The organism is Dokdonella sp., from assembly GCF_036518555.1.
Taxonomy (GTDB): Bacteria; Pseudomonadota; Gammaproteobacteria; order Xanthomonadales; family Rhodanobacteraceae; genus Dokdonella_A.
Genome location: NZ_DATDMY010000196.1, coordinates 1 through 11,576 on the forward strand (window position 1 = coordinate 1; position 11,576 = coordinate 11,576).

The following is an 11,576-nucleotide window of genomic DNA, read 5'->3' on the forward strand; positions in this document are numbered from 1 at the left end:
ATCGTCAGCATCGGCTCGGTGTACGGCTTCCACCCCGCGGTGGCGAACCTGGTGCCGCCGTCGATCCTCGTCGCGCTCGCGGTCGCCTACTTCCGCCGGCACGCCTGAGCGCGCCCGCCGGCCGCGGCGGCCGGCGAACGGCGCCGGACAAGCCCAAAATGTGCGCCGATCGCCGCGGCGGTCGGCCCGGCGCGGTGTAAGATGAAGCGGCGCCGGTCGGAAATCCGGCTCGGGGAATGGCCATGAGCAGCAGCGTCGATTTCACCTCGTATCTGAAGCTGATGACGCACAAGAAGGCGTCGGACCTGTTCATCACGGCCGGGGTCGCGCCGTCGATGAAGGTCAACGGCCGCATCACGCCGATCACGCAGAACGCGCTGACGCCGCAGCAGTCGCGCGACATGGTGCTCAACGTGATGACGCCGTCGCAGCGCGAGGAGTTCGAGAAGACGCACGAGTGCCAGTTCGCGATCTCGGTCACCGGCGTCGGCCGCTTCCGCGTGTCGTGCTTCTACCAGCGCAACTGCGTCGGCATGGTGCTGCGTCGCATCGAGACGAAGATCCCGACGGTGGAGGAGCTCAGCCTGCCGCCGGTGATCAAGTCGCTGGCGATGACCAAGCGCGGCATCATCATCTTCGTCGGCGCGACCGGCACCGGCAAGTCGACCTCGCTCGCGGCGATGATCGGCTATCGCAACCAGAACTCGACCGGCCACATCATCACGATCGAGGATCCGATCGAGTACGTGCACAAGCACGAAGGTTGCATCGTCACCCAGCGCGAACTCGGCATCGACACCGACAGCTGGGAGAACGCGCTCAAGAACACGCTGCGCCAGGCGCCCGACGTCATCATGATCGGCGAGGTGCGCACGCGGGAGACGATGGAGCACGCGATCAACTTCTCGGAAACGGGCCACCTGTGCCTGTGCACGCTGCACGCGAACAACGCGAACCAGGCGATGGACCGCATCATCCATTTCTTCGCCGCGGACCGCCGCGAGCAGCTGTTCATGGACCTGTCGCTCAACCTCAAGGGCGTGGTCGCGCAGCAGCTGATCCCGACACCGGACGGCAAGGCGCGTCGCGTCGCGATGGAGGTCATGCTCGGCACGCCGCTCGTGCAGGACTACATCCGCCAGGGCGAGATCCACAAGCTCAAGGACGTGATGAAGGAATCGACCAACCTCGGCATGCAGACCTTCGACCAGAGCCTGTTCCAGCTCTACCAGGCCGGCGAGATCAGCTACGAGGACGCGTTGCGCCACGCCGACTCGGCGAACGAAGTGCGCCTGAAGATCAAGCTCGCGCAAGGCGGCGACGCGCATACCCTGAGCCAGGGTCTCGATGGTGTCGAACTCGTTGAAACCTGACGCGTCCGACGTCGCAACCCGCCCGCCGAATCCGACCGAACTCGAACGCCTGCGCCGCGTCTGGGAGACGCTGGGGCGCGACGACCCGTTGTGGGCGGTGCTCTCGCAGGCCGACAAGCGCGGCCGTCGCTGGGACGCACGCGAGTTCCTCGCGACGGGGCGCCCCGAGATCGAGGCGCGGCTCGCCGCGCTCGGTGCGTCGGGCTACCCGCGCCGCCGCACGCTCGCACTGGATTTCGGCTGCGGCGCCGGCCGCCTCACGCGCTCGCTCGCCGCGTATTTCGAACGCGCCATCGGCATCGACGTGTCGTCGAGCATGGTCGACACCGCCCGGCGCCTCAATGCCGACGTCGGCAACGTGGAGTTCCGCTGCAACGCCTCGCCGTGCCTGGAAGGCATCGCTGACGCGAGCGTGGATCTGGTGTTCTCGCACATCACTTTGCAGCACATTCCCGCAGCGCTCGCGGCCGGTTACATCGACGAGTTCTATCGCGTGCTCGCGCCGGGTGGCGTCGCGGCGTTCCAGTTCGTCGCCGGCGTCGACCGCAGCTGGCGCGGCAAGGTGTTCGAACACGTCCCCAACGTCGGCCTGAACCTCATGCGCCGCATCGCGTGGCGCCGCAGCGCGGTATTCGAGATGCACGCGCTGTCGGAACCCGAGCTCGCGCGCCGCCTGCTGGCGAGGCCCCACCTGCGACTCGTCGACGCGAGCGACGACGCCGCCGCGGGCAAGGGCTGGGTCGGCCGGCGCTGGGTCGTCGCGAACGATGCCGCGCGGGGCGACGGGAGCGGACGCGCGTGCTGATCTCCGTGCACGTGCCGAAGACCGCGGGCACGGCGTTCCGCGCGCAGCTGCAGCGTCATTTCGGCGATCGCCTGTACCTCGACTACGCCGATCGTCCGCTCGCTCCGGGCCACCTCTGGCGTCGGCTCGCGCATCCGACGCCGACGGCGGCGCATCTCGCGGGTTTCGCGTGCGTGCACGGTCATTTCGTCGCCGACAAGTACGACCGCCTCGGCGCGCGGGCCCGACTGGTCACATGGTTGCGGGATCCGGTCCAGCGGGTCGCGAGCCACTACCACTACTGGAAGCGCGTGCCCGATCCGCGCAACCCCGACTGCCGCCGGCTCCTGCGCGAAGACCTCGACATCGAGGCGTTCGCGGCGTTGCCGCGCATGCGCGATGTGGCGACGCGGTTCCTCGGCGGGTATCGGCCCGCGGACTTCTTCTTCCTCGGTCTCGTCGAGGAGATGGCCGAATCGCAACGGCGCCTCTACCGGCTCACCGGCATCGAATGGGTCGACGAGGCCGGCAACCGCAACGACGAGGCGACAGGCGGATACGAATTGTCCGCGGCCGCGCGAGCGCGGATCGCGGCGCTCAATGCGAACGACGCGCGCCTGTACGACGAGGCCCGCGCGTTGTTCGAGCGTTGCCGGTCCTGACCGGTGCGCGCGGTCAGCGGGCGCCGAACACGACGCTTTCGCTGACCTCGACGCCTTCGGGCACGACCGCGATGCGCGCGTCGATATGGTCGAACCACTGCGCGTACAACGCATAGAGCTTGCGCTGCGTGTCGAACTGCTTGCGCGATTCGGGCGGCACAGCGCCGCCGAAGTGGTCGATCGCGTCGGCGAACCTGGCATACGCCTCGCCGCGCAGGCGCATCGAGAACAGCGTGCCGTCGGCGACTGCAGGCGCGGCCATCGCGGCGGCCAGCCGCGGCGCCTCGTCCTTGCCGAAGGAAACGCCGATCGCGTTCGCCGTCATCGCGACGTCGAGGTCGAGCTTGCCGGCGAACTGCGGCGGCAATGCCGCCGCCGGGATCGCCACGGGCTTGCCGTCGGGAGCGATCGCGACACCCGCGAGCGCGGGCGACGCCATCTGCGCGAGGCTCGCGATGAGCGCGGGATTGGTGCTGCCGAGGAGGAAGGCGCCCGCGACGTCGGGAAGGGCCGCGTCTCCCGCGGGCCATGCGAAGCGGCTGAGGGTCATGCGCGCGGCGCTGAGGTCGCCGAACGGCGGTGGAATCGTCTGCGCGAGCTTCGCCTTCGCGTCGGCCATGCCCTGGTTGATCGAGGCGAGCTCGGTGCAGCGGAAGGGGGCCTTGGCGACCGCGTCGGCCTGCGCAATGAGGAAGTCGCGCGCCTTCAGCACCGGCATCGCGAGCGCGAAATCGAGCAGCGCGGCGGCCGGCGCGTTGCCGGGCATCGGCGCGGCGAGCGCCGAAAGCGACTTCGCCAGCGCGGGATCGAGGTCGATGCGCGCGTGCATCGTCATGCGCTGGTCGTCGAGCGCGCTGTAGCCGAATGCGAGCCGCGGAGCTTTCGCCGCGAGCGCATCGATCTCCTCGCGGCACGTCGCGTCGGGCGCCTTGGCCGGGTCGCCCTCGGTGGCCTTGGCCGCGATACGCGCGACGAGGCGACGCGTGTCGACCCAGCCGCTGCCGTAGGGCAGGTATCCGCGCGCCTTGTTGAAGTCGGCGAGCGCGTCGGCGGGAAGCGCCTGCGCCGGTCGGTCGAGGCCGAGCAGCTTGCGCTCGAGTGCTTCATCCGCGCCGCCGGGCGCGAACGCGACGACGAGATGGTTGCCTTCGATCGCGACCAGGCCGCGCGCCGCGTCGTTGCCGAACGTGCGCACGTCCTGCTCGCCGATGCGCATGGTTCCGAGGGCCTTGCCGGCCTTCTGCTCGATCCGCGCGACCATCGCGCGGAACGCGTCCGGATCGGCGAGTTCGAGGCGCATCACCGGCAGCAGGTCGATGCCGTAAAGCGCCATCCGCGCCTTGGGGTCGAAACCGATCTCGCGCCACTGTTCCGGCGTGCTGCGCGCGCGCACTTCGTCGAGCACCGCCGCGAGCACCTTCGAGGCGTCGGCATCCGCCCCCGTCCTGCCGAGTTCGGCGAGCGTCTGGTCCATCATCTCGACGAACAGCGGCCATGCGCCCTGCATCTGCGTGCGCCAGTGCGCGACGGCGCTGTCGGGCGCCGGCTCGACGTTCGCGAACAGGTACGGCGTATCGGCCGGGACGAACGCGAGCGGCACGCCCGTGTCGGCCTTCTTGCCGCAGCCGGCGACGGCGACGAGAACGGCGGCGAGCGCGGCGAGGCGCAGGAACCGTGTGCGCATGGAGGTGTTCCCCAGGAAGAGGGCCGCGAGTCTAGCAGGGCGGGGCGAGCAGTTCCGCGAGCACGGCCATGCGCGCATAGATGCCGTTCGCGACCTGTTCGAGGACGACCGACTGCGCGCCGTCGGCGACGTCCGGGGCGATCTCTATGCCGCGGTTCATCGGCCCCGGATGCATGACGATCGCGTCGCGCTTCGCCCGCGCCAGTCGAGCGCGATCGAGGCCGAAGCGCGCGAAGTACTCGCGTTCGTCGAGGCCGGGAAGGTGCTCAATGCGCTCCTTCTGGATGCGCAGCATGACGACGACGTCGACGCCGTCGAGCGTCGCGTCGAGATCGCCGGAGAGGATGCAGCCGGGGAACTCGACCGCGTCGGGCAGCAGCGCGGTGGGCCCGCACAGGCGGATCTCCGCCGCTCCGAGCGCGCGCAACCCGTGCACGTCGGAGCGCGCGACGCGCGAGTGGCGGATGTCGCCGCAGATCGCCACCGTGAGGCCTTCGATGCGACGCTTGTGGTCGCGGATCGTCAGCAGGTCGAGCAGGCCTTGGGTCGGGTGCGCCCGGTTGCCGTCGCCCGCGTTGAGGATCGACGCTCGCCGCGCATGCGCGGCGAGGCGGGCCGGCGTGCCGTTTTCCTTGTGGCGCACGACGAAGGCATCGGTGCCCATCGCCTCGAGCGTCGCGAGCGTGTCCTCGAGCGTTTCGCCCTTGCTCGTCGAGGAGCCGGCGATGTCGAAGTTCACGACGGTCGCGCCGAGGCGCCGCGCGGCGAGTTCGAAGCTCGTGCGCGTGCGCGTCGAGGCCTCGAAGAACAGGTTGACGATCGTGCGTCCGGCCAGCAGCGGCAGCGACGTCGCGCCGGCGCGGAACTCGTCGCGCAGCGACGCGGCACGGTCGAGCAGGCCCTCGATGCGAACGCGACCGAGGCCGTCGAGCGTGAGCAGGTGGCGCAGGCGGCCGTCGGCGCCGATGGACGGTTCGGGCATCGTCGAAATTCCTCTCGGGTCAGTTCGCATGCGGCCCGGCACCCGCAGGGGCGCCGGCCAGCCAGTGTTCGAGGATGAGCTGCGCGGCGAGCGCGTCGATCGCCGCCGCGTCCTTGCGACGTGCCGTGCCGCTCGCGCGCTGCGCGGCGAAGCGGCGCGCCGCTTCGCGCGAGGTATTGCGTTCGTCGACGAGGTGCACCGGTTTCGCATAGCGCCCGCGCAACGTGTCGGCGAACGCCCGCGCGAGCCGGCTCATCGGTTGCTCGCCGCCGTCGAGCGCGAGCGGCAGGCCGACCACGAGATGATCGGGTCGCCAGTCGGCGACGAGCGCATCGACGCGAACCCAGTCGCCGGCAGCGATCGCGACGAGGGGGCGCGCGGTGGCGGAGATCGAATTGCCGACCGCGATGCCGATCAGTCGCGTGCCGACGTCGAACGCAAGCGCGGTGCCGGAAAGGCGTGTTGCGCCGGACGGGTCCTCAGGCGTGTCCGGCATAGCTCGCGAGCTGGAACAGGTTCACTCCGACGAGACCCGCGGCGGCTTCCCAGCGCTCCTCGAGCGGCGTCTCGAACAGCACGCGTTCGTTCGCCGGCGCGGTCAGCCAGTGGTTCTCGTACAGCTCCTGCTCGAGCTGCCCCGGGCTCCAGCCCGAATACCCGAGCGTGACGACCGCGTGGCGCGGGCCCTTGCCGGCGGCGATCGCGATGAGGATGTCGCGCGAGGTGGTGACGGCGATGTCCTCGGAGATATGGAAGGAGGATTCCCAGTCGCCGCCGGGCGAGTGCAGCACGAAGCCGCGCTCGGGCTGCACCGGGCCGCCGATCAGTACGGGCGCGTCGACGACGTCGACGAGATCGGAGTGCATGTTCATCTGCGCGAGCACGTCGCCGAGCCGGTACTCGGACAGGCGGTTGACCATGAGGCCCATGGCGCCATCCTCGCCGTGCTGGCACAGGAACGCGACGCCGCGCGCGAAGTTCGGGTCGCGCAAGGTCGGCATCGCGATCAGCAGCTGGTTGGTGAGCGGCGTGGTGTCGGCCATGGCGCGATTGTACGCGAGCCGCGCCGGCGGGCCTAAGGACGGGCTGAACGGAAAACGCGTTATCGCGGCCCACGGGGGCGTCGCGGTGAACGCGTCGCAACCGCACTTCGCGGGGCCGTTCGCGCGGGCCCGCGATCGCAACCTCAGCGGTTGCGCAGGATGTCCCCGGGCAGGAACTGCCAGGTGCGGCTGATGTAGAGCTCGTCGACCTGCTCCTTGCTCTCGGGCAGGGCCGGGAACGGCTCGGCGAGACGGACGATGCGGATCGCCGCATCGTCGAGCACCTTGTGGCCGCTCGACTGGATCACGTCGATGCTCTTCACGTTGCCGCCGCGATCGAGGCCGACCGTGAGGACGAGCTGGCCGTGCAACTGGCGGCGCCGCGCTTCGTCCGGGTAGTTGAGGTTGCCGATGCGCTCGATGCGCGCGACCCAGGCCCGCATATAGGCCGCGAACTCGTACTCCTGCGTGTTGGCCGAGATGTACTTTCGCTTGGGTCGCTTCGCGTACTGCTCGGACTCGTGCTGGATTTCCTGCGCGAGGCGCGCCATCTCGACCTTGCGCTGGTCGATTTCGCGCTCGCTGCGATCCGGCTCGGGGTCGGTCTCCGGCGTCTGGCGGTCGGTCGCGATGCGATAGGTCGACGTGCGCCGGGTCAGCATTTCGGTCGGGCTCGGCGGCGTCGGCCGTGGCGCGCCGTCCTCGAGCGGAATCGGCGCGATGCCCGGGGTCGCCTTCGGCACGGGGCTCGACAGCGGCTGTGCCGGCCGGTGCGGCTTGTCCGCGTCGCCGCCGCCGCTGTTGCTCGCCTGCGCGATGAAGTCGGCCTTGTCCGGCTTCTCGCTGTTGGCCGACTGCACGAGGATCACGTCGAGCGAGGGCAGGCGCGGCGGCGCCTTCTCGAAATCGAACGTGATGCCGAGCGCGAGCACCGCATGCGCGATGGCGGAGAACAACAGGGTAACGCCGAGGCGATCGGCGCTGCCGGCGGTCGGGTCGGTCATCCGGCGCCGGACCCGGCTTCGAGCCGGTCGAACAGCAGGCCGGCGATGTTGAGGCCGAACTGCGCGTCGAGTTCGCGTGCGCAGGTCGGCGAGGTCACGTTGATCTCGGTGAGCCAGTCGCCGATGACGTCGAGGCCGACGAAGCGCATGCGGCGCTCGCGCAGCACCGGACCGACTTGCGCGGCGATCCAGCGGTCGCGCTCGGACAGCGGGACGCCCACGCCCTTGCCGCCGGCGGCGAGATTGCCGCGGAAGTCGTCGCCCTGCGGGATGCGGGCGAGCGCGTACGGAACCGGTTCGCCGTCGATCATGAGGATGCGCTTGTCGCCGGCGCTGATCTCCGGGATGAACTTCTGCGCGATCGCGAAGCCGCGGCCGTTGCCGGTCAGGGTTTCGAGGATCACGTTGAGGTTCGGGTCGCCGTGGCGCGAGCGGAAGATGCTGCGCCCGCCCATGCCGTCGAGCGGCTTGAGAACGACCTCGCCGTGCTCGGCGACGAAGCGCTTGAGCTCGGCGGCGTCGCGCGCGATCGCCGTCGGCGGGCAGCACTGCGGGAATTGCAGCGAGAACAGCTTCTCGTTCGCGTCGCGCAGGCCACGCGGATCGTTCACGACGGTGACGCCGGCGCCTTGGGCGAGCTCGAGCACCATCGTGTCGTAGACGAACTGGGCGTCGACGGGCGGGTCCTTGCGCGCGAACGCATAGTCGATGCCGGCAAGCGGCCGCCAGGCTCCCGCGCCGAGCGAGAACCAGTCGCGCGGGTCGTCGCGCACCTCGAGAGGCGCGAGTCGCGCCCAGGCCGCGCCGTCGCGCACCGCGAGGTCGCCCTGCGTCATGTAATGGAGGGAATAGCCACGGCGCCGTGCTTCGAGCAGCAGGGCCAGGGTCGTGTCCTTCTTGGGGTTGATCGTGCCGATCGGATCCATCAGCACGGCGAGGCTTCGGGTCATGCGGTCTTCCGGTGGCTCGGGTCGAAGCATAGCGGGCCGCCGCGTGGGCGGCTGCGAACCGCGCCACGCAGGGGTCGGGAACGTCACATTGCGCCGATTTTTGCTGTGCACAACGCCGGCGCAAGCGCGAAACCCGTCGCAACCGCCGAGCGGGTCGCATACTACACTCCGAATGCGTGCGAAGCGCCGCGGCAGGCATGCGAACTTCCATGGGTTCGCACACTTACGCCAACAACTTGACAGCTTCGCTAGCTATGTTGGATAAGGGTTGCGGTCGCGTGGTGCGTCGGGTCCGGCGCGCCGTTACCGGCTGTTTCAGGCATGCGGCTTGCATGCCATGGCGACGCGTCCGATTTGACGGCGATGGCCGCGGACACAGATGTAGTGGCGAGGGGGTGAGGTGGACGACACAAAAGAGGGCGGCCTGAACGGCGTCAAGGTCATGGTCATCGACGATTCGAAGACCATCCGCCGCACTGCCGAGACCTTGCTGCGCAAGGAAGGATGCGACGTCGTCACCGCGACCGACGGCTTCGAGGCGCTCGCCAAGATTTCCGACCAGCAGCCGCAGATCATCTTCGTCGACATCATGATGCCGCGCCTGGACGGCTACCAGACGTGCGCGCTGATCAAGAACAACCAGATGTTCAAGAACACGCCGGTGATCATGCTGTCGTCCAAGGATGGCCTGTTCGACAAGGCGCGCGGGCGCATCGTCGGTTCGGAGCAGTACCTGACGAAGCCGTTCACCCGCGAGGAACTGCTCGGAGCGATCCGTCGCCACGTCGACGGGACGTGAGCCGGGTCGCCGTTCGGAAGGGGATGAAATGGCAGCCATGCGTACCAGCGCCAGTGTCGCGACCGCGGCGATACGCCGAACGGGCGCGCACGCGATGACGGGATCCTGACATGGCTGCGCAGAACGTTTCCACGACACCCTATGAAGTGCTCGCCGAGTACGAGCGGCGCAGCCTCTCGCATGCGGCCGGCGCGCCGGAGCAGGTCGACGCGCCGGGGCTGTGGCGTGGCATCGGCTTCCGCATCGGCGATCGCCACTTCGTCAGCAGCATCGCCGAAGTCAACGAAATCCTCACGCCGCCGGTCGTCACGCTCGTGCCCGGCGCGAAAAGCTGGCTGCTCGGCGTCGCCAACGTGCGCGGCAACCTCGTGCCGGTGGTCGACCTGCGCGACTTCGTCGGTGGCGGGCGCAGCGCGAACACGGAAACGACGCGCGTGCTCGTCGTGCGCCAGCACGGCGGCAGCGTCGGCCTCCTCGTCGACGAAGTGCAGGGGCAGCGCAGCTTCTCCGAGGAACAGTTGACCGCGGCGGTCGGCGAGGCGGACGAGCGCTACAGCGACTACGTCGGCGAGAACGTCCAGTTGGGCGATGTGCAGTGGGGCTTGTTCAGCATGGCGGCCCTCGTGCGCAGTGCCCATTTCCAGCAGGCAGCGGCATGAGATGCGTCGCACCGGCGACCCTGCGGTCGGCGGTGGGAAGAACGATAGGGGGTGAAGTGTGAGTACTACGTCGGGTGCAGTCGGACTCGAGCGCGGCGGGCGCGCCAATACGGTGCTGTTCGTCGTGCTGGGCATCCTGTTCGTCATCGCCATCGCGAATTTCGTCCTGCTGTACTTCCAGAACGTGCAGGATCGAAAGGCCGTCGCGTACACGACGCAGATCCAGGTGTCCTCGCAGCAGCTGGCGAAGTACGCGGCCGAGGCGGCGAGCGGCAACGAACTCGCCTTCCAGGAGCTCAAGAGCACGAGCGAGAACATCAACGCCTACGTCGAAGCGCTGAACCAGGGCGACAAGACCGGCATGAAGGGCTACGCGAGCAAGATGCCGAAGGAGATCGGCGCGCTCACGTCGGCCTGGAAGCAGCTGCAGGCCGATGCCAAGAAGATCATCGACAACCAGGCGGTCGTGCTGACGGCCAACACCAACGCCAAGGACTTCGTCGACAAGGTGTCGGCGCTCAACTCGCGCATGAGCGAGGTCGTCAACATCCTCACCGACCGCAACGCGAGCGCCTCGCAGGTCTACATCGCCTCGCGCCAGATGCAGCTCGCCGACCGCATGAGCAACCGCGTCACGCGCATCCTCGTCGGCGGCGCCGATACCCAGCTGTCCGCCGACGGCCTCGGTCGCGATTCGCGCCTCTACCAGACCGTGGTGAACGGGTTGCTCGAAGGCGCGCCCGAACTCAACATCAAGCCGCTGGATAACGCCGCCGCCAAGCAGATCGTCGGCGACGTCGCGCAGCAGTGGACCGCGGTCACCGAGCCGGTCAAGACGATCGTCGATTCCGCGCCGAACCTGCAGGCGGTCAAGGACGCATCCGACAAGTCGTTCACGGACAGCCAGGACGTGCTGCTGCGCGCGGTCACGACGGCGCAGACGATCGACGCCATGTCGTCGACCAAGAACCTCGCGAACTTCCGCAACCCGCTGTGGGGCGCGCTCGCGGCCGCGATCGCGATGCTGCTGCTGCTGTTCCTCGGCTACAACCTGATCCGCGACCAGCGTCGCCGCCTGCAGCAGACCAACGAACTCAACCAGCGCAACCAGGACGCGATTCTGCGCCTGCTCGACGAAATGGGATCGCTCGCCGAGGGTGACCTGACCGTGAAGGCGACCGTCACCGAGGACATCACCGGCGCGATCGCCGACTCGGTCAACTTCGCTGTGGAAGCGCTGCGCAGCCTCGTCACGACGATCAACGAGACCGCCGTGCAGGTGTCCGCCGCGGCGCAGGAAACGCAGGCGACGGCGATGCAGCTCGCCGATGCCGCGCAGCACCAGGCGCGCCAGATCAGCTCCGCGTCGGTCGCGATCAACGACATGGCGACGTCGATCGACAACGTGTCGAAGAACTCCGCCGAAAGCGCGGACGTCGCGCAGCGCTCGGTGCAGATCGCCGCGAACGGCGCACAGGTGGTGCGCCAGACGATCCAGGGCATGGACTCCATCCGCGACCAGATCCAGGAAACGTCCAAGCGCATCAAGCGCCTTGGCGAGTCGTCGCAGGAAATCGGCGCGATCGTCGAACTCATCAACGACCTCGCCGAGCAGACCAACATCCTCGCCCTGAAC

Annotated in this window: 12 protein-coding genes; 6 read left to right on the forward strand and 6 right to left on the reverse strand. The window is 68.9% G+C overall.

Translation table 11 applies throughout. The features are described from left to right. Positions 1–242 precede the first annotated feature (242 nt). The 3 genes from VI238_RS11145 to VI238_RS11155 are packed head-to-tail and all read left to right on the forward strand — an operon-like array spanning position 243 to position 2,819. Positions 243–1,373: a PilT/PilU family type 4a pilus ATPase gene (locus VI238_RS11145; RefSeq protein WP_331651306.1), complete on the forward strand. Its 1,131-nt coding sequence runs from the start codon at positions 243–245 to the stop codon at positions 1,371–1,373. Continuing rightward, positions 1,363–2,178 carry a class I SAM-dependent methyltransferase gene (locus tag VI238_RS11150; RefSeq protein ID WP_331651308.1) on the forward strand — a complete coding sequence of 272 codons (816 nt, stop codon included), beginning with the start codon at positions 1,363–1,365 and terminating at the stop codon, positions 2,176–2,178. Before VI238_RS11145 ends, VI238_RS11150 begins: the two co-directional genes overlap by 11 nt. Continuing rightward, positions 2,172–2,819, forward strand: a complete 648-nt coding sequence (locus VI238_RS11155; protein WP_331651310.1) for a hypothetical protein — start codon at positions 2,172–2,174, stop codon at positions 2,817–2,819. Before VI238_RS11150 ends, VI238_RS11155 begins: the two co-directional genes overlap by 7 nt. Before the next feature lie 13 nt (positions 2,820–2,832). Here VI238_RS11155 and VI238_RS11160 read toward each other — a convergent pair whose 3' ends face one another. The 6 genes from VI238_RS11160 to gshB form a co-directional block, all read right to left on the reverse strand. Then, positions 2,833–4,503 (reverse strand): hypothetical protein, encoded by a 1,671-nt coding sequence (locus VI238_RS11160; protein WP_331651312.1) that lies wholly within the window; start codon positions 4,501–4,503, stop codon positions 2,833–2,835. A 31-nt stretch (positions 4,504–4,534) separates the two neighbouring features. Continuing rightward, a complete protein-coding gene (locus VI238_RS11165; protein ID WP_331651314.1) occupies positions 4,535–5,485 on the reverse strand; it encodes an aspartate carbamoyltransferase catalytic subunit in 951 nt (316 codons plus the stop codon). 19 nt (positions 5,486–5,504) lie between these two features. Continuing rightward, on the reverse strand, positions 5,505–5,981 hold the full coding sequence (ruvX, locus tag VI238_RS11170; RefSeq protein ID WP_331651316.1) for a Holliday junction resolvase RuvX: 477 nt from the start codon (positions 5,979–5,981) through the stop codon (positions 5,505–5,507). After that, positions 5,965–6,528 carry a YqgE/AlgH family protein gene (locus VI238_RS11175; protein WP_331651318.1) on the reverse strand — a complete coding sequence of 188 codons (564 nt, stop codon included), beginning with the start codon at positions 6,526–6,528 and terminating at the stop codon, positions 5,965–5,967. The genes ruvX and VI238_RS11175 overlap by 17 nt, the downstream gene beginning before the upstream one ends. A 143-nt stretch (positions 6,529–6,671) precedes the next feature. After that, positions 6,672–7,532 (reverse strand): energy transducer TonB, encoded by an 861-nt coding sequence (locus VI238_RS11180; protein ID WP_331651320.1) that lies wholly within the window; start codon positions 7,530–7,532, stop codon positions 6,672–6,674. Continuing rightward, a complete protein-coding gene (gshB, locus tag VI238_RS11185; RefSeq protein ID WP_331651322.1) occupies positions 7,529–8,482 on the reverse strand; it encodes a glutathione synthase in 954 nt (317 codons plus the stop codon). The genes VI238_RS11180 and gshB overlap by 4 nt, the downstream gene beginning before the upstream one ends. A gap of 442 nt (positions 8,483–8,924) precedes the next feature. On the opposite strand from gshB, the gene VI238_RS11190 reads away from it, so the two are divergent. From VI238_RS11190 to VI238_RS11200, 3 genes are all read left to right on the forward strand, one after another. Next, a complete protein-coding gene (locus VI238_RS11190) occupies positions 8,925–9,281 on the forward strand; it encodes a response regulator (protein ID WP_331651329.1) in 357 nt (118 codons plus the stop codon). 110 nt (positions 9,282–9,391) lie between these two features. Next, the gene (locus tag VI238_RS11195; RefSeq protein ID WP_331651325.1) at positions 9,392–9,940 is read left to right on the forward strand and encodes a chemotaxis protein CheW; all 549 of its coding nucleotides are present in this window, start codon (positions 9,392–9,394) and stop codon (positions 9,938–9,940) included. 58 nt (positions 9,941–9,998) lie between these two features. Continuing rightward, a partial coding sequence (locus VI238_RS11200) for a methyl-accepting chemotaxis protein (RefSeq protein ID WP_331651327.1) occupies positions 9,999–11,576 on the forward strand: 1,578 nt, incomplete at its 3' end.

Bases quoted from the DNA above. Each gene is read 5' to 3' on its own strand.
- VI238_RS11165 (WP_331651314.1), bottom strand. From the start codon at position 5,485: ATGCCCGAACCGTCCATCGGCGCCGACGGCCGCCTGCGCCACCTGCTC.
- gshB (WP_331651322.1), bottom strand. From the start codon at position 8,482: ATGACCCGAAGCCTCGCCGTGCTGATGGATCCGATCGGCACGATCAAC.
- VI238_RS11190 (WP_331651329.1), top strand. From the start codon at position 8,925: ATGGTCATCGACGATTCGAAGACCATCCGCCGCACTGCCGAGACCTTG.
- VI238_RS11180 (WP_331651320.1), bottom strand. From the start codon at position 7,532: ATGACCGACCCGACCGCCGGCAGCGCCGATCGCCTCGGCGTTACCCTG.
- VI238_RS11145 (WP_331651306.1), top strand. From the start codon at position 243: ATGAGCAGCAGCGTCGATTTCACCTCGTATCTGAAGCTGATGACGCAC.
- VI238_RS11175 (WP_331651318.1), bottom strand. From the start codon at position 6,528: ATGGCCGACACCACGCCGCTCACCAACCAGCTGCTGATCGCGATGCCG.
- VI238_RS11195 (WP_331651325.1), top strand. From the start codon at position 9,392: ATGGCTGCGCAGAACGTTTCCACGACACCCTATGAAGTGCTCGCCGAG.
- VI238_RS11160 (WP_331651312.1), bottom strand. From the start codon at position 4,503: ATGCGCACACGGTTCCTGCGCCTCGCCGCGCTCGCCGCCGTTCTCGTC.
- ruvX (WP_331651316.1), bottom strand. From the start codon at position 5,981: ATGCCGGACACGCCTGAGGACCCGTCCGGCGCAACACGCCTTTCCGGC.